This window comes from Actinomycetospora sp. CA-053990, from assembly GCF_050948445.1.
Classification (GTDB): Bacteria; Actinomycetota; Actinomycetes; order Mycobacteriales; family Pseudonocardiaceae; genus Actinomycetospora; species Actinomycetospora callitridis.
Genome location: NZ_CP192043.1, coordinates 2,547,653 through 2,570,629, shown reverse-complemented (window position 1 = coordinate 2,570,629; position 22,977 = coordinate 2,547,653). Strand labels below are relative to the sequence as shown.

The 22,977-nt window shown below is 75.5% G+C and carries 28 protein-coding genes; 6 read left to right on the top strand and 22 right to left on the bottom strand.

Going from position 1 to position 22,977, the window contains the following annotated elements:
• Nucleotides 1-120: 120 nt before the first annotated feature.
• From ACQPYN_RS13170 to ruvC, 8 genes are all read right to left on the bottom strand, one after another.
• Nucleotides 121-693 (bottom strand): adenine phosphoribosyltransferase, encoded by a 573-nt coding sequence (locus ACQPYN_RS13170; protein WP_433037506.1) that lies wholly within the window; start codon nucleotides 691-693, stop codon nucleotides 121-123.
• A complete protein-coding gene (secF, locus tag ACQPYN_RS13165; protein WP_433037504.1) occupies nucleotides 690-2,171 on the bottom strand; it encodes a protein translocase subunit SecF in 1,482 nt (493 codons plus the stop codon). Before secF ends, ACQPYN_RS13170 begins: the two co-directional genes overlap by 4 nt.
• Nucleotides 2,168-3,316 carry a protein translocase subunit SecD gene (secD, locus tag ACQPYN_RS13160; protein WP_433037502.1) on the bottom strand — a complete coding sequence of 383 codons (1,149 nt, stop codon included), beginning with the start codon at nucleotides 3,314-3,316 and terminating at the stop codon, nucleotides 2,168-2,170. The genes secF and secD overlap by 4 nt, the downstream gene beginning before the upstream one ends.
• 730 nt (nucleotides 3,317-4,046) lie before the next feature.
• Nucleotides 4,047-4,493, bottom strand: a complete 447-nt coding sequence (gene yajC / locus ACQPYN_RS13155; protein ID WP_433037500.1) for a preprotein translocase subunit YajC — start codon at nucleotides 4,491-4,493, stop codon at nucleotides 4,047-4,049.
• Between the two features lie 67 nt (nucleotides 4,494-4,560).
• A complete protein-coding gene (gene ruvB, locus ACQPYN_RS13150; protein WP_433037498.1) occupies nucleotides 4,561-5,646 on the bottom strand; it encodes a Holliday junction branch migration DNA helicase RuvB in 1,086 nt (361 codons plus the stop codon).
• Nucleotides 5,643-6,248 (bottom strand): Holliday junction branch migration protein RuvA, encoded by a 606-nt coding sequence (gene ruvA, locus ACQPYN_RS13145; protein WP_433037496.1) that lies wholly within the window; start codon nucleotides 6,246-6,248, stop codon nucleotides 5,643-5,645. Before ruvA ends, ruvB begins: the two co-directional genes overlap by 4 nt.
• A 192-nt stretch (nucleotides 6,249-6,440) precedes the next feature.
• Nucleotides 6,441-6,935 carry a hypothetical protein gene (locus ACQPYN_RS13140; protein WP_433037494.1) on the bottom strand — a complete coding sequence of 165 codons (495 nt, stop codon included), beginning with the start codon at nucleotides 6,933-6,935 and terminating at the stop codon, nucleotides 6,441-6,443.
• A 319-nt stretch (nucleotides 6,936-7,254) separates the two neighbouring features.
• The gene (ruvC, locus tag ACQPYN_RS13135) at nucleotides 7,255-7,821 is read right to left on the bottom strand and encodes a crossover junction endodeoxyribonuclease RuvC (protein ID WP_433037492.1); all 567 of its coding nucleotides are present in this window, start codon (nucleotides 7,819-7,821) and stop codon (nucleotides 7,255-7,257) included.
• 166 nt (nucleotides 7,822-7,987) lie between these two features.
• Between ruvC and ACQPYN_RS13130 the strand changes: the two genes are divergently transcribed.
• On the top strand, nucleotides 7,988-8,455 hold the full coding sequence (locus tag ACQPYN_RS13130) for a nuclear transport factor 2 family protein (RefSeq protein WP_433037489.1): 468 nt from the start codon (nucleotides 7,988-7,990) through the stop codon (nucleotides 8,453-8,455).
• 7 nt (nucleotides 8,456-8,462) lie between these two features.
• On the opposite strand, the gene ACQPYN_RS13125 is transcribed toward ACQPYN_RS13130, so the two are convergent.
• The gene (locus tag ACQPYN_RS13125) at nucleotides 8,463-9,071 is read right to left on the bottom strand and encodes an alpha-ketoglutarate-dependent dioxygenase AlkB (protein WP_433037486.1); all 609 of its coding nucleotides are present in this window, start codon (nucleotides 9,069-9,071) and stop codon (nucleotides 8,463-8,465) included.
• Between the two features lie 44 nt (nucleotides 9,072-9,115).
• On the opposite strand from ACQPYN_RS13125, the gene ACQPYN_RS13120 reads away from it, so the two are divergent.
• Complete coding sequence (locus ACQPYN_RS13120) at nucleotides 9,116-9,382, top strand: acylphosphatase (RefSeq protein WP_433037483.1); 267 nt, start codon at nucleotides 9,116-9,118, stop codon at nucleotides 9,380-9,382.
• Entirely contained in the window at nucleotides 9,379-10,482 is a 1,104-nt protein-coding gene (locus ACQPYN_RS13115; protein ID WP_433037481.1) for a winged helix DNA-binding domain-containing protein, read from the top strand. The genes ACQPYN_RS13120 and ACQPYN_RS13115 overlap by 4 nt, the downstream gene beginning before the upstream one ends.
• Here ACQPYN_RS13115 and ACQPYN_RS13110 read toward each other — a convergent pair.
• From ACQPYN_RS13110 to ACQPYN_RS13100, 3 genes are read right to left on the bottom strand one after another with little or no spacing between them, the layout of a single operon-like run.
• Nucleotides 10,466-11,455 (bottom strand): endonuclease/exonuclease/phosphatase family protein, encoded by a 990-nt coding sequence (locus tag ACQPYN_RS13110; protein ID WP_433037479.1) that lies wholly within the window; start codon nucleotides 11,453-11,455, stop codon nucleotides 10,466-10,468. The two genes, ACQPYN_RS13115 and ACQPYN_RS13110, sit on opposite strands and share 17 nt — an antisense overlap.
• A 2-nt stretch (nucleotides 11,456-11,457) precedes the next feature.
• Nucleotides 11,458-11,958: a GNAT family N-acetyltransferase gene (locus ACQPYN_RS13105; RefSeq protein ID WP_433037476.1), complete on the bottom strand. Its 501-nt coding sequence runs from the start codon at nucleotides 11,956-11,958 to the stop codon at nucleotides 11,458-11,460.
• A gap of 4 nt (nucleotides 11,959-11,962) precedes the next feature.
• Complete coding sequence (locus ACQPYN_RS13100; RefSeq protein WP_274191823.1) at nucleotides 11,963-12,724, bottom strand: YebC/PmpR family DNA-binding transcriptional regulator; 762 nt, start codon at nucleotides 12,722-12,724, stop codon at nucleotides 11,963-11,965.
• A 195-nt stretch (nucleotides 12,725-12,919) separates the two neighbouring features.
• Here ACQPYN_RS13100 and ACQPYN_RS13095 point away from each other — a divergent pair, with 195 nt between their 5' ends.
• The 3 genes from ACQPYN_RS13095 (at nucleotide 12,920) to ACQPYN_RS13085 (ending at nucleotide 15,406) form a co-directional block, all read left to right on the top strand.
• Entirely contained in the window at nucleotides 12,920-13,414 is a 495-nt protein-coding gene (locus ACQPYN_RS13095) for a PaaI family thioesterase (protein ID WP_433037474.1), read from the top strand.
• Nucleotides 13,415-13,484: 70 nt separating this feature from the next.
• Complete coding sequence (locus ACQPYN_RS13090) at nucleotides 13,485-14,879, top strand: PQQ-dependent sugar dehydrogenase (protein ID WP_433037471.1); 1,395 nt, start codon at nucleotides 13,485-13,487, stop codon at nucleotides 14,877-14,879.
• Nucleotides 14,880-14,932: 53 nt separating this feature from the next.
• Nucleotides 14,933-15,406, top strand: a complete 474-nt coding sequence (locus ACQPYN_RS13085) for an SRPBCC family protein (RefSeq protein WP_433037468.1) — start codon at nucleotides 14,933-14,935, stop codon at nucleotides 15,404-15,406.
• A 7-nt stretch (nucleotides 15,407-15,413) separates the two neighbouring features.
• On the opposite strand, the gene ACQPYN_RS13080 is transcribed toward ACQPYN_RS13085, so the two are convergent.
• The 10 genes from ACQPYN_RS13080 to ACQPYN_RS13035 form a co-directional block, all read right to left on the bottom strand.
• Nucleotides 15,414-15,920 (bottom strand): winged helix-turn-helix transcriptional regulator, encoded by a 507-nt coding sequence (locus ACQPYN_RS13080; RefSeq protein ID WP_433037465.1) that lies wholly within the window; start codon nucleotides 15,918-15,920, stop codon nucleotides 15,414-15,416.
• Nucleotides 15,917-16,960 carry an LLM class flavin-dependent oxidoreductase gene (locus ACQPYN_RS13075; protein WP_433037462.1) on the bottom strand — a complete coding sequence of 348 codons (1,044 nt, stop codon included), beginning with the start codon at nucleotides 16,958-16,960 and terminating at the stop codon, nucleotides 15,917-15,919. Before ACQPYN_RS13075 ends, ACQPYN_RS13080 begins: the two co-directional genes overlap by 4 nt.
• Before the next feature lies 1 nt (nucleotide 16,961).
• Nucleotides 16,962-17,471 carry an SRPBCC family protein gene (locus tag ACQPYN_RS13070; RefSeq protein WP_433037460.1) on the bottom strand — a complete coding sequence of 170 codons (510 nt, stop codon included), beginning with the start codon at nucleotides 17,469-17,471 and terminating at the stop codon, nucleotides 16,962-16,964.
• A gap of 44 nt (nucleotides 17,472-17,515) precedes the next feature.
• Nucleotides 17,516-18,133 carry a pyridoxal 5'-phosphate synthase glutaminase subunit PdxT gene (gene pdxT / locus ACQPYN_RS13065; protein ID WP_433037458.1) on the bottom strand — a complete coding sequence of 206 codons (618 nt, stop codon included), beginning with the start codon at nucleotides 18,131-18,133 and terminating at the stop codon, nucleotides 17,516-17,518.
• Nucleotides 18,134-18,157: 24 nt separating this feature from the next.
• The gene (locus ACQPYN_RS13060) at nucleotides 18,158-18,583 is read right to left on the bottom strand and encodes a hypothetical protein (RefSeq protein WP_433037455.1); all 426 of its coding nucleotides are present in this window, start codon (nucleotides 18,581-18,583) and stop codon (nucleotides 18,158-18,160) included.
• A 22-nt stretch (nucleotides 18,584-18,605) separates the two neighbouring features.
• Nucleotides 18,606-18,962: a hypothetical protein gene (locus ACQPYN_RS13055; RefSeq protein ID WP_433037452.1), complete on the bottom strand. Its 357-nt coding sequence runs from the start codon at nucleotides 18,960-18,962 to the stop codon at nucleotides 18,606-18,608.
• Between the two features lie 312 nt (nucleotides 18,963-19,274).
• The gene (pdxS, locus tag ACQPYN_RS13050; protein ID WP_328308553.1) at nucleotides 19,275-20,177 is read right to left on the bottom strand and encodes a pyridoxal 5'-phosphate synthase lyase subunit PdxS; all 903 of its coding nucleotides are present in this window, start codon (nucleotides 20,175-20,177) and stop codon (nucleotides 19,275-19,277) included.
• A gap of 120 nt (nucleotides 20,178-20,297) precedes the next feature.
• Nucleotides 20,298-21,350 (bottom strand): NUDIX hydrolase, encoded by a 1,053-nt coding sequence (locus ACQPYN_RS13045; protein WP_433037449.1) that lies wholly within the window; start codon nucleotides 21,348-21,350, stop codon nucleotides 20,298-20,300.
• Nucleotides 21,347-22,537 (bottom strand): glycosyltransferase family 4 protein, encoded by a 1,191-nt coding sequence (locus ACQPYN_RS13040; RefSeq protein ID WP_433037446.1) that lies wholly within the window; start codon nucleotides 22,535-22,537, stop codon nucleotides 21,347-21,349. The genes ACQPYN_RS13045 and ACQPYN_RS13040 overlap by 4 nt, the downstream gene beginning before the upstream one ends.
• A 164-nt stretch (nucleotides 22,538-22,701) precedes the next feature.
• Nucleotides 22,702-22,971, bottom strand: a complete 270-nt coding sequence (locus ACQPYN_RS13035; protein WP_433037443.1) for a hypothetical protein — start codon at nucleotides 22,969-22,971, stop codon at nucleotides 22,702-22,704.
• Between the last annotated feature and the right edge of the window lie 6 nt (nucleotides 22,972-22,977).

Sequence of the window (22,977 nt, the reverse complement as noted above, 5' to 3'; positions counted from 1 at the left end):
GCGGCCCGATCGGACGATCGGTCGTCCACGATCGGTACGCGTGGAGGACGGCGGCCCACCCGGGCCCGTGACGACCCGGGCGCGCGCCGGGCGGTCGGTCAGTGGTCGGTGGAGCGCCGGTCAGCGCGCGAGCAGCGCGTGGACGTCGTGGCCGCCCAGGCGCGCGCGGCCCTCGAGGGCCGGCAGCTCGAGCACCACCGAGAACGCCGCGACGACCGCGCCGGCGCCCTCGACCAGCTGGCACGCCGCGGCCGCGGTGCCGCCGGTGGCGAGGACGTCGTCGACGAGCAGCACCCGCGTGCCCGGGTGGAGCACGTCGGCGGGTAGCTCGAGGGTGGCGGAGCCGTACTCGAGGTCGTAGGTCCGCCGCGCGGCGACCGCGGGCAGCTTGCCCTCCTTGCGCACGGCGACGACGCCCACGCCCAGCGAGTGGGCCACGGCCGCGCCGAGCAGGAAGCCGCGCGCCTCGATGCCGACGACGACGTCGACGCCGGTGCGCGCCGCCGGGGCCGCCAGCAGCCGGGTGGTCGCGGCGAGCCCCGGCCCGTCGGCGAGCAGCCCGGTGAGGTCCCAGAACCGGATGCCGGGCGTCGGGAAGTCGGGGACCTCGCGCAGCAGGCTCGCCACCAGGTCGAGATCGGTCACGTCGAGATCGGCACGGTCGTCGTCGGGTGCGTCGCTCGCGGTGCTCACCTGCGGCGCTTGCCCGACGGGCGCCCGCTGCGGCCCGTGGGACGGGCACCGGGACGCGGAGCTGCGGCCCGGCCGTCGCCGTCGCGGGCGCCCGAGCTCCGGGCACCGGCCGCGGCGACCTGGCGGGTGTCGAGGACGTCGGTGGACGGGCCGTTCGCGGCCGCCCCGGCGCCGTCCCCGCCCTCGGTGCGCCGGGCGTTCTTGGCCCGGCGGGCCGCGACCTTCTCGGCCTGCGCGGCCCAGCGCTTGTCGCGCATCGCGAGGTCGACCACGATCGGCGTCGCGAGCAGCACCGACGACGCGGCACCGACGATGGTGCCGACGAGCTGGACGAGCGCGAGGTCGCCGAGCACGCCGACCCCGAGCAGCACCACGCCGACGACGAACAGCCCGATCAGCGGGAGCGCCGCGATCAGCGAGGTGTTCAGCGATCGCATGAGCGTCTGGTTGACCGCGAGGTTCGCGGCCTCGGCGTACGTGCGTCTCGTGAGGCCGAGCAGGCCGCGGGTGTTCTCCCGGACCTTGTCGAACACGACGACCGTGTCGTAGAGCGAGAAGCCGAGGATCGTCAGCAGGCCGATGACCGTGGCCGGCGAGACCTCGAAGCCGACCAGCGAGTAGACGCCCGCGGTGATGATGATGTCGTTCGCGAGGGCGATCAGCGCCGCGAGCGCCATCCGTCGCTCGAAGTAGAACGACAGGTAGATCGTCACGAGCACGAGGAAGACGACGAGCGCGATGCCCGCCTGCCGCGTGATCTCGCCGCCCCAGCTGGCACTCACCGCGCTGTCGGAGATCGCGTTCTGGTCGGGCGCCCCGGACGTCCCCAGCGGCTGGAACCGCTCGAAGAGCGTCTGGCGCAGGGCGATGACCTGCGCGACGTCCAGGCGCTCCGAGCGGATGATGATCGTCGAGGAGGCGCCCTGGCCCGCGCTCTGCACGGAGGTCGCCTCGAGGCCGACCGCCTGGGTGTAGGCCTGCTCGACCTGCTGCGTCGCGATCGGGCCGTTCGCCCCGACGGCCGGCATCTGGACGCTCGTGCCGCCCTCGAAGTCGATGCCGAAGTTGAAGCCCCGGATCACCATCGACAGGATGCAGATGATCAGCGCGACGCCGAAGACCGCGTACCAGGTCTTGGAGCGCCCGACGATGTCGATGCCACCGTTGCCGCGGTAGAGCGAGTCGAGCCGGCTGCGGCGCCGCGGGCGGGCGCCGTCGTCCCGCTCCTCGGGGGCGTCGGCGGCGGCCTCGCCGGTCGGGTCGTCGTCGAGGTCCGTCCCGTCGTCGGCCTGGTCGTCCCCCAGGTCGTCCCTCACGTCGTCCCTCGGGTCGTCCCGGACCTCGTCCCCGGGCGGGGCGTCCTCGGCGCGGCGGCGCCCGCCCGCGCGGCCGTTGCCGCGGCCCGCGGGTCGGTTCGTGTCACCGCTGGTGACGGCGTCGGTGCGGCGGTTGTTCGGGCCGCTGGTGGACCGGGTCATCGGGCACCCCCACGTCCGGCGCGGTCACGGCCCGGCGCGGTGCGGGATCCCGGGCGGCTGGAGCCCCCGCGGGTCCCCGTCCCGCTCCCGGCCGGGCGCCGCCCGCCCGCGCGTGGGGGACCGCCACCGGGTCGCGGGGCATGGCGCACCGCTTCCCCCAGACCGGACCACGCGGGGCTGGCGAACAGCCGCGAGTTGGACGCGAGGGCGAGCAGCGGGTGGGTCACGAGGAACACCACGACCAGGTCGAGGACGGTGGACATGCCCAGCGTGAACGCGAAGCCCTTCACCTGGCCGACGGCGAGGACGTAGAGCACCACCGCCGCCAGGAAGCTCACGGCGTCGCCGGAGAGGATCGTGCGTCGGGCCCGGACCCATCCGCGGGGTACCGCGGACCGGAAGCTGCGCCCGTCGCGGACCTCGTCCTTGATCCGTTCGAAGAAGATCACGAACGAGTCCGCCGTGATGCCGATGGCGACGATGAAGCCGGCGACACCGGCGAGGTCGAGGGTGAAGCCGATCCCCCGCCCGAGCAGCACGAGGACGGCGTAGACGACGAGCCCGGACAGGATGAGCGACAGGATCGTCAGCACGCCGAGCGCGCGGTAGTAGAAGAGCGAGTAGAGGAACACCAGCGCCAGGCCCACGATGCCCGCGATCAGCCCGGCCTGCAGCGACGCCAGCCCGAGCGTCGCCGACACGGTCTGCGCCTCGGACGTGTCGAACGACAGGGGCAGCGAGCCGTAGCGCAGGACGTTCGCGAAGTCGGTGGCCGACGCCTGGTTGAAGTTGCCGGAGATCTGCGCGTTGCCGTCGAGCAGGGGCTGGACGATCCGCAGCGCGGAGACGACCTGCGAGTCGAGGACGACGGCGTTCGAGTTGTTGACGTTCGCGCTGGTGTAGTCGGCCCACGTGTTCGCGGCCTGGCCGCCCTTGAACGCGAGGTTGATGATCCAGCCGACGCCCTGGGGGTTGGGGTTCGGCTGCGCGCTCGCGACGTCGGTGCCCGAGAGGATCGCGGGCCCGAGCAGGTACTTCTCCGTGCCCTCCCGGTTGCACGAGACCAGGGGCCGCGCCGGGTCGTCGTAGCCGCGCAGAGGGTCTTCGACGGCGCAGTCCAGCGCCAGCGCCGCCTGCTCCTGCACCGCCGGGTCGTCGCTCTGGCGCGTCGCCTTCGCCTCGGCGATCGCCTGGGCCAGGCGCGGGTCCTGCGACGTCGCGCCCGGGTCGCCGCCCGGGGTGGCGTCGGAACCGGGGCTGCTGCCGGAGGCCGTCGAGCGGCACGCTCTGTCCGGCGGGGGCCTGGCCGGGCGTGCCGGCGCCGGTCGGCCCGCCGGGTGCTCCCGGCGCCGTGGCTCCCGGCTGCCCCGGCTGACCCGGTTGGGGGCCCGCCGGGATCGGTCCGCCGAGCACGGGGCGGAAGTACAGCCGCGCCGTCTGGCCGAGCGAGCGCGCCTGGTCGCCCTCCTGGCCGGGCACCGTGATGACGAGGTTGTTGCCGTCCTGCACCACCTCGGCGCCGCTGACGCCGAGCCCGTTGACGCGCTGGTCGATGATCTGGCGCGCCAGGTTGAGCTGGTCGGGCGTCGGCGCGGCGCCGGTCTCGGTGCGCGCGGTCAGCGTGACCCGGGTGCCGCCCTGGAGGTCGATGCCGAGCTTGGGCGTCGGCGACCCGTCCCCGGTGAAGAAGACCAGTCCGTAGAGCGCGGCCACCAGCACGACGAAGGCGGCCAGGTAGCGCCCGGGCGAGAATCGGACGGTCGGAGGGGCCACGCTGCGTTGCTCCAGATGCTCGGGTCGGTCAGCCGGGGAGGGGCTCGCCGCGAGGGTAGGCGCCGGACCCGGCGCGCCCGGCGGCGGCCCGCCCCGGTCGGATCAGGAGGAGCGCGGCGACGAGACGTTGTCCGTCGAGTCGGCCTTCGCGTCCTTGATGTCGGAGTTCGTCTCCGTGACGTGGGTGCCGTTGGTGCCGGCGTCGACGACCGGGGTGCTCTCGGTCGGGATCGACGACTGGGGCACGACGTCGTCCGACTCGTCCAGGTCCTCGACGACCTCGGGGTCCTCCGGAGCCACGAGCTTCTCGCGCACGGCGGCGCGCAGCCAGGTGGTGACGACGTCCGGGGCGATCTCGAGGTCGATGGTGCGCTCGTCGTCGACGTCGACGATCGTGCCGCTCACGCCGCTGGTCATCACGACCACGTCGCCGACGTTCAGGCTGCCCTGAAGGCTCTTCTGCTGGTTCTCCTGCTTCTTGCGCTGCCGGCTGGACATGAACACCAGACCGATCATGAACAGGATGAGCAGGGGGAAGATGAGATCCATGGTTCTCCGTCCACCGGGCGGGTGACCCTCGTGCGACCCGCGCATGTCCGGTTCCGAGTCTGCCAGCTCAGCCGAACAACGTGCCCTGGCCCCGTGGGTCGTCCCCGGGATCGTCGGTGCTGTCCGCGCCGGTGGCGGGCGGTTCCTGGCCGAGATGACGCCACGCGGCGGGCGTCGCCACGCGCCCGCGCGGCGTGCGGGCGAGCATCCCCGCCCGCACGAGGTAGGGCTCGCAGACCTCCTCGACCGTGCCCGGCTCCTCCCCCACGGCCACGGCCAGCGTGGACACGCCGACCGGCCCGCCGTGGAAGCTGCGCACCAGCGCGCTGAGGACCGCGCGGTCGAGACGGTCGAGGCCGAGCTCGTCGACGTCGTAGACGGCCAGCGCCGCCCGGGCGACGTCGCGCGTCACCGCGCCGTCGGCGCGGACCTCGGCGTAGTCGCGCACCCGGCGCAGCAGGCGGTTGGCGATGCGGGGCGTGCCCCGGGAGCGGTGGGCGATCTCGCGGCCGCCGTCGGGGCGCAGGTCGACGTCGAGGATCTGCGCGCTGCGCCGGACCACGAGCTCGAGATCCTCGGGCTCGTAGAACTCCATGTGCCCGGTGAAGCCGAAGCGGTCGCGCAGCGGGCCGGTGAGCGCGCCGGCCCGGGTGGTGGCGCCCACCAGCGTGAACGGGGCGACGTCGAGCGGGATGGACGTGGCGCCAGGGCCCTTGCCCACCACGACGTCGACGCGGAAGTCCTCCATCGCGAGGTAGAGCATCTCCTCCGCGGGCCGGGCCATGCGGTGGATCTCGTCGATGAACAGGACGTCGCCCTCGACGAGGTTGGAGAGCATGGCGGCGAGATCGCCCGCGCGCTCCAGGGCCGGGCCGGACGTGATGCGCACGGGACTGCCCAGCTCCGCACCGATGATCATCGCGAGGCTGGTCTTGCCCAGGCCGGGCGGACCCGAGAGCAGCACGTGGTCCGGCGGGCTCCCGCGGCCCAGCGCGCCGCGGAGCACGAGGTCGAGCTGCTCGCGGACCCGGGGCTGACCGATGAACTCGGCGAGCCGGGCGGGGCGGAGCTTGTTCTCGAGGTCGCTCTCGCCGTCGGCGGGCGTGCTCGCGAGCGCCCGCTCGAGGCTGGCCTCCAGGTCGTGCTCGCTCATCGCGGCCCGAGCCTGGAGAGCGCGGCGCGCAGGACACCGGAGGAGTCGTCCGGGCCGGACGGGCCGCCGAGCACCTCGTCGACGGCCTTCTCGGCGGGCTTGGCGGCGAAGCCGAGGCCGACCAGTGCCTCGACCACCTGGTCGCGCAGCGTCCCCGCCGCCACGGCCGAAGCGGGCGTCCCGTCGGCGTCCGCGGCGCTCGGCGGGGCGACCTTGTCGCGCAGCTCGACCACCAGGCGCTCGGCGCCCTTGCGCCCGATGCCCGGCACGCTCATGAGCGTCGTGAGGTTGCCGTCGGCCAGTGCGTGGCTCAGGGCCGCCGGGTCGAGCACCGCCAGCGTCGCCAGCGCGACGCGCGGCCCCACCCCGGACACCGTCTGGAGCAGCAGGAACATCTCGCGCTCGGAGGCGTCGGCGAACCCGAAGAGCGTCAGCGAGTCCTCGCGCACCACCAGCGCCGTGTCGAGGCGGGCCTGCTGCCCGCGGCGCAGGCGGGCCAGCGTGTTGGGCGTCGCCTGCACGGCCAGCCCCACACCCCCGACCTCGACCACGGCGTGGTCGAGCCCGAGGCCCAGGACCTCCCCCCGCACCGACGAGATCACCGCACGACCCTCCCGACCCTCGTGGCGAACACGCGTTCGAAGGCTACCGGGCACCTCCGACACCGCCGCGCAACGCCGCGCCCACGTCCCGGGCCGACCGTCGGGGACGGACGACCTCTCCAGAACGATCTCTCGGGAGTGCCGCCGGTGCGGGGACGCTCACGGCACTCTCGGGAGATCGTTCTGGAGAGCTCATCCCGTCAGGTGGTCCGCCAGCACCGGGGCGAGCACCGACGGGAGGACGAAATGCTCCTGGCCGGGCATCGTGCGGTGCTCCGCACCGGGCACCGCGGCGGCCAGGGCGGCGACGGCCTCGGTCACCCAGGCCGGGCTCGCGCCGCCGTCGAGGGCGAGCAGGGGTGTGCGCAGCGCCGCGAGCCGGTCGCTCGGCAGGGCGTCGCGGACGACGAGGGCGACGTCGTGGGGCAACGACGGGGCGAGCGCGACGGTCCGCGCCCAGAACGGGGTGGCCCGCAGGCGCTCGACCGGTGCGGGCGCGGCCGCCGGGAAGCCGCCGAGGAACACCGCCGCGGCGTCGTCGGGGCGGCCGTCGCGCAGGGCCGCCATCGTGGCGGCGGCCAGGTCGTGGCGCGGGGACGGGTCGTCGGTCGCGAGGCGCCACGGCGGTTCGTGGGCGACGACCCGCCGGGCCGGCACCCCGCGCAGCACCGCCTCGAGGACCAGCACCGCGCCCGCGGAGTGCGCGTAGTGGGCCGGGGGTCCACCGGCGTGGGCGACGACGGCGGCGAGGTCGGCGACCTCGGCCGCGACCAGCGCCTCGCCGTCCGGCCCGAGGGGTCGACCTCGGGGTCGGGCGCGCCGCCCGAGTCGCCGCGTCCCCGGCGGTCCCAGGTGTGGACGGTGGCCCGGTCGGCGAGGGTCTCGGCGAGCAGGCGGACGCTCGCCCGGTCCTGCAGGGCACCGGTCGTGAGCACCAGCGGCGGGCCCTCGCCGACGGTCTCCACCGCGATCCGCGTGCCGTCGGCGGAGAGGACGTGCGCCAGGGTCAACGGGCGGCCTTGCGCGCGGCGGCGAGGCGGGCGCGGTGGTGCTTCGCGACCTCGGCGGCGCGGGCCTCGGCCTCGGCCATGCGGGCGATCATCGGAGCGCGCCAGCAGTGGCAGACGGCCAGGGCGAGGGCGTCGGCGGCGTCGGCGGGGCGCGGGGCGACGCCGAGCGAGAGCACCCGGGTCACCATCGCCGTCACCTGCTCCTTGCCCGCGCGTCCCGAACCGGTGACCGCCGCCTTCACCTCGCTCGGCGTGTGGAACGCGACCGGCAGGCCCGCGCGTCCGGCGACCAGCGCGACGACCCCGCTGACCTGCGCCGTCCCCATCACCGTGCGCACGTTGTGCTGGGCGAACACGCGCTCGACGGCCACGACGTCGGGCCGGTGCTCGGCGATCCAGGCCTCGACCGCGTCGGCGACCGCCGCCAGCCGCTGCGCCACCTCCGCCTCGGGCGGCGTGCGCACCACGTCCACGGCCACGGCGCGCACGGACCGCCCGCCGGAGCCCTCGACGACGCCGAGACCACAGCGCGTCAGCCCGGGGTCGACGCCCAGTACCCGCATGGGTCGCGACGCTACGGGGCGCCGGCCCGCCGACCGGCTCTCGTCCCCGTCCCCCGGCGTGTCCCGCGGTGCCCCGCCGGTCGGGCGGTGTCTTCTCGCGCTGGTGATCAACGCCGGGATCGTGCGGCATGCTGACCCGAGCCGCACCCCCGCGAGGAGGACCACCGTGAGCAGCCCGACCGAGGAGCCCCGCCCGCCCTTCCCGCCGTTCGACGAGGAGTCGGCACGCGCGAAGGTGCTGGCCGCCGAGAACGGCTGGAACACCCGCGACCCGGAGAAGGTGGCGCTCGCGTACACGGTGGACACCGTCTGGCGGAACCGCGACGAGTGGGTCACCGGCCGCGACGAGGTCATCGGGTTCCTGACCCGCAAGTGGGAGCGCGAGCACGACTACGCGCTGCGCAAGGCGCTGTGGACCTACGGCGGCCACCGGATCGCGGTGCGTTTCCAGTACGAGTGCCGCGACGAGGACGGCCAGTGGTGGCGCAGCTACGGCAACGAGAACTGGGAGTTCGCCCCCAACGGCCTCATGGCCCGACGGGAGGCGAGCATCAACGACCTGCGGATCACCGAGGACCAGCGCCGGATCCACGGGACGCGCGCCGACGGGGACACGAGCGAGATCCCGATCTAGGGCCTGGTCAGGGTCGCGGCCCCGGGTCGTCGTGCCGGAAGGTGACGCTCACCCGCGGGCCGGCGCCGGGCCACTTCGGCACCGTGTGCTGCCAGTCGTGCTGGCAGCGCCCGCCCATGACGAGCAGGTCGCCGCCCGCGACGGTCAGCCGCGTCGACGGCCCGCCGCCCACGGGCCGCAGGCCGAACCGCCGTGGGGCCCCGAGCGACACGATCGCGACGATGGGCGCCTCGTGGGTGTAGCGGACGCGGTCGCCGTGCCAGGCCACCGAGTCCTCGCCGTGGCGGTAGTAGTTGGCCGCGACGCGGTCGAAGCGCACGCCGTACCGCGCCGTGAGCGCCCCGGCGACGGCCGGCGCGGGGTCGGGCGCCTCGGGGACACGCCATCCGCAGGTCAGCCGCGGCTCCATCACGTCCTGGTCGTACATCCGGCGCCGCCGCTGATTCCACGGCGCCTCGGCGACGATCGCGTCGAACCAGGCGTCGGCGCCGGTGAGCCAGGCGGGGGCGAGATCGACCCACGACGTGTCGTCCAGGACGATGCGGCGCGGGACGACCGTCGGATCGGGAGCGGGCTCGCCCCCGCCGAACAGCGAGGGCGTCCACGCGGCGGTCATCGCCCACGAGTAGAACACATGTTCGAGCGAAGGGGGAGGTCTCGGTGGCGAGCAAGCACATCGTCGTCCAGGGGCAGGTGCAGGGAGTCTTCTTCCGTCAGAGCGCGCAGGACACCGCGGGCGATCTCGGTGTCGCCGGGTGGGTGCGCAACCGCGACGACGGCTCGGTCGAGATGGTCGTCGAGGGTGACGACGACGCCGTCGAGCGCATGATCGCCTGGGCGCACGAGGGCCCGTCGCAGGCGCAGGTGACCGGCGTCGACGTCACCGACACCGAGCCGCAGGGGCTGCGCTCCTTCGACCAGGCGTGAACGTCACCGCGGGCCAGGTCCGCGCCTTCCGCCTGCGCCGCCAGCACGTCGCCCGCCGCGACGGCACCGATCCCACCGCGATCGCCCGGCGCCTCGTCGGGGTGCAGGCGCAGGTCCCGTCGGCCGCCGCGCAGGCCGTCGCCGTGCGCACGGCCGACGGCACCGCGGACGACGGCGCCGTCGACGCCGCCCTGGCCACGGGCACGCTGATCCGGACCTGGTCGCTGCGCGGGACGCTGCACCTCCTCGCCGCCGACCAGGCGCCCGCCGTCCTGGCGCTCCTCGCGGCGGCCCGCACCTGGGACAAGGGCTCCTGGCAGCGCGAGTTCGCCACGGCCGCGCAGATGGAGGCCCTCGAGGCCGCCGTCGCCGAGGTGCTCGCCGACGCCGTCCTGACCCGCGAGGAGCTCGTCGCGGCCCTCGTCGCCCACAGCCGGGAGGAGGGACTCGCCGAGTCGCTCGGCTCCGGCTGGGGTGCGGTGCTCAAGCCGCTGGCCTGGCAGGGGCTGCTCTGCCACGGCCCACCCGCCGGGTCGCGGGTGACGTTCGCGCACCCGCGCACGCTGGTCCCGGACTGGCCCGGGCTCCCGGACCCCGACGAGGCCGCCCGCGAGGTCGTCCCCGCGTTCCTCGCCGCCCACGGGCCGGCGACCGCGACGGCCTTCGACGCCTGGCTCCTGCGCGGCGCCACGCCGAAGAAGCGGCTGCGGGCGTGGTTCGCCGACCTCGTCGCGGACGGCGCGCTCGCCGAGGTCGGCGTCGACGGCGAGACCCGCTACGCGCGGGCCGAGGACGTCGACGAGCTCGGGGCCGCGGGGCCGGGACTGCGTCTCCTGGGCCCCTTCGACCCCTACGTCCTCGGCGCCGGCACCGGCGACCCCGACCTCGTCCCGACCGCGCACCGCGGCGAGGTCAGCCGCGCCGCCGGGTGGATCGCGCCGGTCGTGCTCGACGCCGGCCGGGTGGTGGGCACCTGGCGCGCCGACGACGACCGGCTCGAGGTCACGCCCTTCGGCACCCCGCTGCCCGACGGGGCGCTCGAGGACGAGCGCGCGGTCTGGAGCCGGATCCTCGGGCGCCCGCTCACGCTCCGGGGGTGAGAGGGCTCCGGCCGTCGCGCACCAGCAGGGTGGCGACCAGCCCGGCGTGGTCGGTCGACGGCAGCTCCTGCGTGCTCACCTCGACGGCCGAGATCGGCCCGGAGACGAGGACGTGGTCGATGGCCGCGAACGGCGGCAGCGTGGAGTCGGTGGGCCACGTGCCCCGCAGCCCGCCGCCGACCGCGGACGCCGCGTCGCGCCACGTCCCGGGTGCCAGCAGCGCGCGCAGCGGGCGGTGGTCGAGCGTCGCGTTGAGGTCGCCGATCACCAGCCGGGGCGGTCCCCCGACCGGCGCCGGGCCCGGGAGCTCGGCGATCTCGCGCGCCCATCCCCCGGGGTCGTCCCGGAACACCGGCGCCGACGGGTGCGCGACGACGACGTCGACCGGCCCGCTCGGCGCGAGGACCCGGGCCGTGACCTGCGAGAAGACTCCCGGCCGCAGCACCAGCCCGGAGGGGGCGAGCGGGTGGCGGGAGACGAGCGCGGTGCCGCCCGCGCCCCGTCGCGCCGCCGACTCCGTGAACGGCAGCTCCGCCCGCAGGCCCGCGGCCGCGAGACGCTGCTCGGCCTCCGGGGTGATCTCCTGCAGGCCCAGGACGTCGACACGACGGTCGCGGGCCAGCGCCACCACCGCCGCCGGGTCGGCCCGCCCGAACTGCATGTTCACCGTCGCCACGACCACCGGCGTGCTCCCCGGGCCGGCGGCGACCACCGGGTCGCCGTCGTCGAGGGCCCGCGGCACGACGATCGCCCCGAGCACCACGGCCGCGGCGAGCGCCACCACGCCGGCCGCCCAGCGTCGCCGGACGAGCGCGAGCACCGCGACCACGATCGCGACCACCGCGACCACCGGCGTCCCGGACAGGAGCGCGAAGGCGATCGGCGACCCGGGCGCCCCCCACCACCAGAACGGCACCCACAGCGCGACGAGCACCGCGCCGAGCAGGAGGATGCCGTCGAGGAACCGGGACACGCCTAGGACCCGGGCGCCGGCCGCTCGAGGCGCAGCAGCTCGACGCCGGCGCTGTCGACGAGCCGGCCGGTCTCCTCGTAGCCGGCGCGGCGGTAGAGCCGCAGGTTCTCCTCGCTGCGGGCGCCCGTGACGAGCCAGGTGACGTCACCGGCGGCCAGCTCGGCGTGCGCGCGCTCGAGCAGCGCGCGGCCGACGCCGTGGCCCTGGGCGTCGGGCGCGACCGAGTAGCGGGCCAGCTCGGCGCACCCCGTCCCGGTGCCGACGCGGTCGCCGCGCAGACGCACCGACCCGATCAGCCGCGCGCCGGCCCAGGCGCCGAACGCGCGCACGTCGGGCCGCTCCAGGTCGGCCGCCAGCTCCGCGACCGTCTCCCGCAGCGGCGGGATCTCCGTGGTGCCGTAGCGGCGCGCCTCGGCGAGGTAGGCCGCGTACTGCACGGTCAGGGCCTCCCCCGCGTCGCCCGCGGCGAGCGGGGCGACGACGCAGGGAGCGGTGGGCGGCACCCGGTCAGCCGACCTCGGCCATGACCTCGTCGGACGCGTCGAAGTTCGAGTAGACGTTCTGGACGTCGTCGGAGTCCTCGAGCGCGTCGATGATCCGCAGGACCTTGCGGGCCCCGTCGGCGTCGACCTCGACGTTCATCGACGGCACGAACGACACCTCGGAGGAGTCGTAGTCGATGTCCGCCTCCTGCAGCGCGGTGCGGACGGCGACGAGGTCGTTCGACTCGGTGAGCACCTCGAAGCTCTCGCCGTAGTCGTTGACCTCCTCGGCGCCGGCCTCGAGCACGGCGAGCAGCAGGTCGTCCTCCGACAGCGCGCCGCCGGACTGCTCCTTGGGGACGATGATGACGCCCTTGCGGTTGAACAGGTAGGCCACCGAGCCCGGGTCGGCCATCGCGCCGCCGTTGCGGTTCATGGCGGTGCGCACCTCGCCGGCGGCGCGGTTCTTGTTGTCGGTGAGGCACTCGACGAGCACCGCGACGCCGCCGGGGGCGTAGCCCTCGTACGTGATGGCCTGGTAGTCGGCCCCGCCCGCCTCGGCGCCCGACCCGCGCTTGACGGCGCGGTCGATGTTGTCGTTGGGCACCGAGGTCTTCTTCGCCTTCTGGATGGCGTCGTAGAGCGTCGGGTTGCCGGCCGGGTCGCCGCCGCCGGTGCGGGCCGCGACCTCGATGTTCTTGATCATCTTGGCGAACATCTTGCCGCGCTTCGCGTCGATCGCGGCCTTCTTGTGCTTCGTGGTCGCCCACTTGGAGTGGCCGCTCATCGCTTCCCGCCCTTCGTCTCGCGCGTGTCCTCGACCGCGGGCGCCGCTCCCGGGGCGGACCCCGGCCGGCGCAGGTGGCGGCTCGCGCCGCACACGCTCCTGGCGATCCAGTCTAGGTGAGGTCCCACCCGCGGCGACGGGACGGTACGGTGCGGATTCCCGGCCTGAGTTTCCTTCCGCTACCCAGGGAGCAGCATGGACGTCACCACGCGCGAGCGCACCCACACCTGGTCCGACCCCCGGACGCTCGCCGCGGCGGCGACCGAGCGCAACGGCCTGTCGTTCCTGGCCGCCATGGCGGACGGGACGCTCCCGCCGCCGCCGATCATGACCCTCGTCGGGGCCGCCGTGGAGTCCGTGGAGCGCGGGCGCGTCGTGTTCACCGTCGAGCCCGCCGAGTACCACTACAACCCGATCGGCTCGGTGCACGGCGGGATCTACGCGACCCTGCTCGACTCCGCGCTCGGGTGCGCCGTGCACAGCACGCTCGAGGCCGGCGTCGGCTACACGAGCCTCGACCTGTCGGTGAAGTTCCTGCGCCGCCTCACCGCCGACTCGGGCACCGCCCGCGCCGTCGGCCACGTCGTGCACTCCGGGCGCAGCACCGCGCTCGCCCGCGCCGAGCTGCTCGACGGCGCCGGCCGCCTCGTCGCCGAGGGCACGTCGAGCTGCCTCATCCTGCGCGGCTGACGCCCTGACGCCCCCGCACGCTCCCCCACCCTGGCGCGCGGGGGACGGCGGCGTGTGATGGGCTCGCCGCATGCCGCATCGCCTCGCGCGATCCCTGGTCGCGGGCGCCACGGTCGCCCTCCTGGCCCTCGCCGTCGCGTGCGGGGGCGCCGCCGCTCCCCCGCCACCCGGGGGTGACGGGGACGCCGTCGTGCCGGCCGCCGGACCGGGCCCCGCCCCGGCGGGCGCCGCGACCCAGGGCCTCGTGGCCTCGCCGGTGACGGTGCCCCCGGGGGATGCCGGGGCCCCGTTCGACGCGCCCCGCCAGGCCCTGATCCCGGACGGCTGGTCGATCGCGGTCTGGGCGCGCGTGGACTCCGCGCGGATGGCCGTGTTCGCCCCCGACGGCGCCCTGCTCGTCTCGCGGCCCGGCGCCGGCGAGATCGTCCGCCTCGTCCCGGGACCGGACGGGCCGACGACCACGACGCTGGCGTCCGGCCTGACCCAGCCGCACGGGATGACGTTCGTCGGCAGCACCCTCTACGTCGCCGAGAGCAACGCGGTGCGCTCGTACCCCTACGAGGGCCCGGCCCTGGGCACGCCGACGACCGTCGTCGACGACCTCCCCGACGCGCGGAGCCCGGAGCTGGGCGGCGCATACGCCCACGCGCTCAAGAGCGTCGCCGTCGGTCAGGACGGCTCGGTCTACATCTCGGTGGGCTCGACGGGCAACGTCTCGCCCCAGGACCGCGAGGCCGACCCGCAGCGGGCGTCGATCCTGCGCGTGCCGCCGGGCGGCGGTGCGCCCGAGCCCTTCGCCCGCGGCGTCCGCAACGGCACGGGCCTCGCCGTCGCCCCGGACGGGGCGGTCTGGACCGCGGTGAACAACCGCGACAACATCCCGTTCCCCTACGACCGGCCCTACGGCGAGGACGACGGGTCGGCCCGCGGCCGGGTCATCCCCGACTACGTCGACGACCACCCGCCGGAGGAGCTCGCCCGGCTCACCCCGGGCCGCGACCTGGGCTGGCCGTACTGCAACCCGGACCCCGACGTCGCGCCCGGTGTCCCGGGCAGCGCCGTCGACCCCTCCGACCCGCCGTTCGTGGCCGACGCCGAGACCAACCCCGACGGCCGCGCGCTCGACTGCGGGACCCTCACGCCGATCGAGCAGACGATGGGCGCCCACTCGGCCCCGCTCGGCCTCGCCTTCGGCGCGACGCTGCCCGCGCCCTACGGGCAGGGCGCGCTGGTGGGGGTTCACGGCTCGTGGAACCGGCAGTCGCCCCGCGCGCCCGAGGTGTCGTTCTACCCGTGGCGCAGCGGCGACCTCGGCGGCCAGCGCACCCTCGTCGGCGGCTTCCAGGCGCCCGACGGGTCGCGGTGGGGACGGCCGGTCGCGGCGGTCCCCGGCCCCGACGGCGCCGTGTACGTCACCGACGACGAGGCGGGCGCGGTCTACCGCCTGGCACCCCCCGGTCGCTGACTTCGGTCGTGCCCAACCGTTTGCCGGGCGGCCGTGTGGGGCAGGACACCCCCATGAGCGATCAGATCACCGTGACCAGGACCGTCGACGCCAAGCCCGAGCAGCTCTTCTCGCTGCTGGCCACGCCGGCCCGCCACCACGAGTTCGACGGCGCCGGCATGCTCAAGGGCGTCGACGGCCGCGGCGAGGTCAGCGACGTCGGCGACCAGTTCGTCATGAACATGTACAACGACGCGCTCGGCGACTACCAGATGCTGAACACGGTCACCTCCTACCAGGAGAACCGCGAGATCGCCTGGGCGCCGCAGCTCCACCCGCTCGACGGCTACACCGACAAGCTCGGCGACGTCACGGCGAAGGGCCACGTCTGGACCTGGAAGCTCGAGCCCTCGGGCAACGGCACCGAGGTCACCCAGGTCTACGACTGGAGCGGTGTGCAGGACGAGTCGTTCCGCGGTTTCTTCCCGATGGTCACCGAGGAGCAGATGACGACGACCATCGACAACGTGGCCGGCGCGGCGTCCTGAGCCGAGGTCAGGGGTCCGTCCCGACGGGGGCGGGACGGGCCCCGGGGCCCGGGGTGCTGCGCACCCGGTCCGACGCGGCGAGGCGGTGGCCCTCGGCGCACTCCTCGACGAGGTGCACCGGCGCCCCGCAGCCGTCGTGACGCACGACGACCGGCGGCCCCGCGCCGCCGTCGAGATGGGCGTCGCCCCAGGTCATCAGCGCGAGCAGCACCGGACGCAGGTCGTGCCCGGCCCGGGTGAGCCGGTACTCCCGCCGCGCCCGACGGCCCGGCTCGCGGTACTCCGAGGTCTCCACCAGCCCCGCGTCCACCAGCACCGCCAGGCGCCGGGCGAGCACCGTGCGCGCGATCCCGAGGTGCGCGACCAGCTCGTCGAAGCGGCGCACCCCGTGCAGGAGGTCGCGGACGACGAGCACCGTCCACGGCTCGCCGAGCACCGCCATGGTGCGCGCGATGGAGCACGTGGCGCTGTCGCGCTCCCGCCAGGGAAGCGTCGTTCCTGCCGGCTCCGTCATCCGACCTCCCTCACCAGCCCGATCGCCCGCGCCAGGGTGTCCAGCCGCTCGCCGAGCGTCTCCCCCGCCGGGTAGAGCCGGACCGTGGTGATCCCGGCGCCGCGCCACGCGGCCAGCCGCTCGCGCACCACGTCCGGCGTCCCGATCAGCGTCGTCGCCGCGACCATCGCCCGCGGCACCGCCCGCGCCGCGTCGTCCCGGCGGCCCGCCTGCCACAGCGCGTGCACCTCGGCCGCGACCTCCTCGTAGCCCTGGCGGGCGTAGGCGTCGCGGTAGAAGTTCCGGCTCGCCGAGCCCATGCCGCCGAGGCTGAACGCGAGGCCCGCCCGGCGCTCGTCGAGCATCGCGTCGATCCGGCCGGGGTCGTCGGTGAAGGCGACCTCGGCGCCCTGGCAGAGGTCGAGGTCGGCGAGCGTGCGTCCGCTCGCGGCGGCCCCCTCGGCCAGCGCCTCGAGCGAGGTCGACGCCCCCTCGGGGACGAAGCTCGTGCCCAGCCAGCCGTCGGCGACCTCGCCGGTGAGCCGCAGCATCCGCGGCGAGAGCGTCGCGAGGTAGATCGGCACGCGGTGGTCCGACGTCACCGACACCCGCATCGGGCGCGCCTCGCCCCCGGGCAGCGGGAGCCGCACGTGACGCCCGTCGTGGGTCACCTTCTCCCCCGCCATGACGCGGCGGACGACCTCGACGGTCTCGCGCATCCGTCCCAGCGGGTGCGCGAACGGCACCCCGTGCAGGCCCTCGAGGACCTGGGGACCCGAGCTGCCCAGCCCCAGCAGGAAGCGCCCCTGCGACATCTCCTGCAGCGTCAGCGCGGTCTGGGCGATCAGGGCCGGGGAGCGCGTGCCGACCTGGACGACGCCGGACCCCAGCAGCATCCGGTCGGTCCGGGCCGCGATGTAGCCGAGCGGGGACGGGGCGTCGGAGCCCCAGGCCTCGGCCACCCAGCACACGTCGAGACCGAGCCGCTCGGCCTCGACGACGAAGTCGACCGTCTCACCCCACGGCGCCCCGGAGGCCTCGATCGTGGTGGCGGTGCGCACCTCAGGACTCCGCGCGTTCCTTGATCCCGGCCAGCGTGCGCTCGATGCTCTGCTGCCACTCCCGGCACCGGTGGGCGACGATGCGGTCCTCCTTGTCGGGCATCCTCTCGATGACCGTGGTGAGGTTCGACGGACCGGGACCCATCCGCGCCCACTGCCGCAGCTCGGTGCCGCCCTCGACCGGCGTGAGGGTGAAGAGCCAGATCGCGCTCGGGTTCTCGGTGTCCATCACGGCCCAGGAGAAGCGGCGCTCCTCGTCGCACTCCACGACGGTCGAGACCGTCTCCCACTCCCCACCCTGCGGGTGGGAGTTGCGACCCCGGAAGCGGTGGCCGACCGCCGGCGCCTCGCCCTCGGCCGGTCCCTCGGGTGCGGGCAGCCAGTGCGCCTCCTGCAGCTCCTCGGAGGTGTCGGCGACGAACTGGATGTCCCGGACGAGCGGCCAGACCTGCGCGGGCGGCGCGGCGACGTGGACGGTGGCCTCGACGGTGGGGCCCTCGGCGTAGCGCATCACAGGAGCCTATCGCCGCTGGGTCGCTCGGCGATATCCAGCGATCAGGCGCGGACGGTCTCGCGGACCCGGCGCAGGAAGAGGTCGTGCAGGCGGGCGTCGCCGGTCTGCTCGGGGTGGAACGCCGTCGCCATCACCGGGCCCTGGCGCACGGCGACGACCTTGCCCGACGCCGGGCCCGCGACGCTGCCCGGCACGCGGGCCAGCACCTCGACACCGCGGCCCGTCGACTCCACCCACGGGGCGCGGATGAACACCGCGCGCACGGGGCCGCCCGCGATCCCGGTGACCGCCAGGTCGGACTCGAACGACGCCACCTGCCGGCCGAACGCGTTGCGGCGCACGGTGATGTCGAGGGCGCCCAGCTGGTGCTGGTCGGGCCGGGCGTCGATGGCCTCGCGCGCGAGCAGGATCATGCCCGCGCAGGAGCCGAAGGCCGGCATCCCGGCGCGCAGGCGCTCACGCAGCGGCTCGAGCAGCTCGACGGCCTCGAGGAGCTTGGACAGCGTCGTCGACTCGCCGCCGGGCAGCACCAGGCCCGCGACCTCCGCGAGCTCGGAGGGCCGGCGCACCGGGACGGCCTCGGCGCCGCAGGCGCGCAGCGCGTCGAGGTGCTCGGGGATGTTGCCCTGGAGGGCCAGGACGCCGACGGGTGCGCTCACGCCTCCAGTCTAGGAGCGCCGGAGCTACCCGCCGGTGCCGCCGGGATCGCCGTAGCGGGCGCGGTACTCGTCGAGGTGCTGGGAGGCGCACATGCGCTCCTCCTGCTGCCCCTGGGCCTGGGCCATGCACTCGTCGAGGGTGAGGCCCTCGCCGAAGGTGCCGACGCCGAGCAGGCCCGGCACGACGAGCCACGCGCCGACGATCAGGCCGATCAGGGCGAGCACGAAGCCGCTGAGCGACATCGCGCCGCTGCGGTGCCGGTCGTGGAACGCGCGACGGGACCCGATGAACCCCACGACCACCCCGAGCAGCCCCAGGACGAGGCCCGGCCACCCGAGCCAGCAGGTGCCGACGGCGAGCAGCCCGAGGGCGAGCGCGGCGGTGCCGAGGCCGCCGTCGCGCTCACGCTGGTCGCGGTCCTCGCGCGCGGGCGGCGGAGCGGACGTCATGGCGCGATCGTGCCATCGCGCCCTACTCGGCGGCGTTCGGGTAGCGCTCGTTGAACTCGGCGAGGTGCTGGGACTTGCACATGTGCATCTCGCGGGCCGTACTGGACTGGGCCATGCACTGGTCGAGGGTCAGCCCGTCGCCGAAGCCCCCGGTGCCGAACAGCGTCGGCCACACGATCACGGCGCCCACGACCAGCCCGACCAGCCCGGCGACGAGCCCACCGAGCGACGCGGCACCGTCGGTGGCGAGGTTCCGGAACGCGCGGCGGGCGCCGAGGAACCCGGCGACGACCGCGGGCAGGCCGAGCACCACCCCGGCCCAGCCGGTCCAGCACGTCGCCGCGGCGAGCAGGCCGAGCACCAGCGCCGGCGTCCCCATGCCGTTGCGCTGCGCCGGCGGCTCGACGTCCTCCTCCTCGCGCTCCCGGGACGCGGGGCGGCGGGGGCGGGCGCCTGCTGGGGCTGGGGCTGGGGCTGGGGCGGGGGCGGGGCTGACGGGGTCGCCCGCATCGTCTCAGTGCGGGCGTCGGCGTCGGCGTCGGAGCCGTCGGTGCCCCCGGACCCGTCCGAGCGGTCCGAGCCGTCACGTCCCGGCCCGGTCGGCCGCAGCCCGACCAGGCGACGCGGGGACCCGTCCGACGCGGTCATCGCCCGGATCGTCCCACGCCGCGTCGTGATCTTGGTGTGAGCCTCACCAGCCGCGCGTGGCGAGCCGCTCGTGCTCGGGCATGTCGGCGGTGGTGCGCCCGACCATCGCCTCGCCGAGCCCGGCCGAGACCTTCGCGATCACGTCGGGGTCGTCGTGGAAGGTCGTCGCCCGCACGATCGCCTCGGCGCGCCGGGCGGGGTCGCCGGACTTGAAGATGCCCGAGCCGACGAACACGCCCTCGGCCCCGAGCTGCATCATCATCGCCGCGTCGGCCGGGGTCGCGATGCCGCCGGCGGTGAACAGCACGACCGGCAGGCGGCCGGACTCGGCCACCTCCTGCACGAGCGCCACCGGCGCCCGCAGCTCCTTCGCCGCGGCGTAGAGCTCCTGCGGGTCCATCCGCGACAGCGCCCGGATCTCGGACCGGATCGCCCGCATGTGCCGCGTCGCCTCGACGACGTTGCCGGTGCCGGCCTCGCCCTTCGAGCGGATCATCGCCGCGCCCTCGCCGAGACGCCGCAGGGCCTCGCCGAGGTTGGTCGCGCCGCAGACGAAGGGGACGGTGAACGCCCACTTGTCGATGTGGTGCGCCTCGTCGGCCGGGGTGAGCACCTCGGACTCGTCGACGTAGTCCACGCCGAGCGACTGCAGCACCTGGGCCTCGACGAAGTGCCCGATGCGGGCCTTGGCCATCACCGGGATCGAGACGGCCTCGACGATGCCGCGCACCATGTCGGGGTCGGACATGCGGGCCACGCCGCCGTCGGCGCGGATGTCGGCCGGCACGCGCTCGAGGGCCATGACGGCCACGGCGCCCGCGTCCTCGGCGATCTTCGCCTGCTCGGGCGTGACCACGTCCATGATCACGCCGCCCTTGAGCATGTCCGCGAGGCCGCGCTTGACCCCTCCGGTGCCGACGGCGGTGGCGGGTTCGGGCCTGGTCACGGTGGGTCCTCCGGGGATTCCTACGACGATGCGGGCGTGGACGCGATGGTACGGCCCGTCGTGGGGGTGCCCGTCGTGATGCGGTGCACGCTCGGCGCGGACCACCGACGCCGTGCGGGGCTAGTGGATGGCGAGCGGGACCCCGCCCGGCTCGAGGGCCCGGGGGTCCGCGAGCAGATCGGGGAGCTGGTGCGGGTGGACGACGTCGAGCGTCACGGCCAGCTCGGCCGGGGTCCACCAGCGGTGTCCGCGCACCGTCCGGGCCTCGTGCTCGGTGAAGGCGCTGGTGTCGATGTCGCCGGTCGGGACGTGCACGGCGTGGAAGAGCTCGCGCCCGGCATACGTCGTGCCGTCGGCCTCGAAGACCACCTGGCGCACCCAGAGCGGGCCCTGGACGGCGGCCGGGTCGACGTCGAGCCCGGTCTCCTCGCCGACCGTCCGGACGGCGGCCTTCACCGGCTCCTCCCCCGGCTCGACGCCCCCGCCGGGGGCGAACCAGAACGCTTCGGCCGGGCGCGCCGGGTCGATCCCCTGGAAGAGGAGCACGCGGGCGTCACCGTCCACGACGATCACCCGGACCGCGTCCTGGGCCGTCCGCATCGCCGGCGGCGTCGCGGTGGCGCCGTCCGGTCCCGGCTCGGCGATCTCGAAGTAGCGCGGTGCCGGCGCCGTGCCGGCCAGGTGCAGCCAGCGCACCATCCGCCGACCGCGCAGGGCACGCGTGTCGCGCACCGCGTCGTTGTGCACCCGGCGGGCGACCGAGACGCGGACGTGGGCGTCGGCCAGCTCGGCGGCGAGGTCGGCGGGCAGCGCGGCGGTGTCGAGGGCGCCGAGGGCCCGGGTCAGGTCGCTCTCGGCCGCCTCGCGCTCCGCGTCGAGCCCGCCGTCGGAGGCCGCCCGCGTCGCGGCGACCGCCCGGGCGGCCGCGCGCAGGGCCCGGCGGTCCGGGTCGGTGAGCGCCACCGGCCCGGCGGTGGCGGCGATCGCCCGCACCACGGCGGCCCGCCGGTCGAGCACGGCCGCGAGCGCCGCCGCGGCGGCGTCGGTGCGCACGTGCAGCCGGTCCAGCCGACGCGCCCGGGCCACCAGCACCCCGGCCGTCACGACGACCACGAGGAGGACCGCGAGGACGACGAGGACCACCAGCACGCCGGTAACACCGAGGAGGGTCACGACGACGACGGTAGTTCGGCCTCCGCGCCGGACTGCGCCCGGGCACCGAGCCGGCCGCCGGGCGCGACACGGCGCGGATCGGCGGCCACGGCGACCTCGTACACCCTCAGAACGGCGGCCGCGACCACCGACCAGTCGAACGCCGCGACCCGCGCGCTGCCCGCCGCACGCAGGGCGTCGCGGCGCGCCGGGTCGTCGAGCAGCGCGCCGACGGCGGCGCTCCAGGCGTCGACGTCGCCCGACGGCACGACGACGCCCGCGGGGGGTTCGCCGAGCACGCGGCGGAAGGCCTCGATGTCGCTCGCGACCACCGGGGCCCCGGCCGCCATGCCCTCGGCCAGCACGACCCCGAAGCTCTCGCCGCCCGTGTTGGGCATGGCGAGCAGGTCGACCGAGGCGAGCATCGACGTCTTCGTCGCCTCGTCGACCGCGCCGAGCAGGTCGATGCGGTCCGCGAGCTCCGGGCCCGCCTGCCGGCGCAGTTCGTCCTCGTCGCCGCGCCCGACCACCACGAGCCGCAGGTCCGGGCGGCGGGCGACCAGCGGGCGCAGGGCGTCGAGCAGCAGGGGCATCCCCTTGCGCGGCTCGGTGTAGCGGCCGACGAAGCCGACGGTCGCGCCGTTGCCGTGTCCCGCGTATCCGGGCAGCGGGGGCGCGTCGGCGAACGCCGCGACGTCGACGCCGTTGGGGATCTCGACGGCGTCGCCGCCGAGGTGCTCGACGTAGACCTGGCGGGCGAGCGGCGAGACCGCGATCCGCGCCGTGACCCGCTCGAGCAGCGGGCGCAGCAGGGGCTCGAAGAACGTCATGGTGCGCGAGCGCGGCGTCGACGTGTGGAAGGTGGCGACGACCGGACCCTCGGCGACCATCAGCGCGAGGAACGACAGGCTCGGCGCGGTGGGCTCGTGGACGTGCAGGACGTCGAAGTCGCCCTCGCGCAGCCAGCGGCGCACCCGCGCCAACGACACCGGCCCGAACGTCAGCCGCGCGACCGAGCCGTTGTACGGGATGCCCAGCGACTTCCCGGCGCGCGTGACCCCGTCGGGCACCGGGGTGTCCGACCCCGCGGGCGCCAGGACGTCGACAAGGTGCCCGAGACCGGTCAGCGCCCGCGCGAGGTCGAGGACGTGGGCCTGGACCCCGCCGGCCACGTCCAGCGAGTACGGACACACGATCCCGATGCGCATCAGGGAACCGAGCCTACTGGGGCCCTCGCGCCGGTGATCTGCCGCCGCACGAGCGGGGGTTCCACGTCGGCGCCGGACGCCGCGGCGTCGGGAGCACGACGGGCACGTTCCGCAGGCGACGCCTCCCGATGGTCATGCGCAACGTGCCCCTTGCCGACCCGTTGTCACCGCGAACGGGGAGTTCCGACGCAGAGAAGCAGCGAACAGCGCGTTCGCTGCGGATCGGACTCCGGCGGCCGGCGCGGAGCCCGGTCGCGGCGGGAGGAGAACGCGCACGGCCGACCCGGGCCGCAGGGGCGGCCCGGGTCGGCGAGGCAGCGCGGAGGGTCCGCACCGCGGCGGGACCGGAGCTCGGCGAGCAGGGCGACGCGGTCGGAGCCCTCGTCGAGGACGAGGCGCAGGCGGCGGCAGGGCAGGTCGATCAGGAGATCCATCCCCTG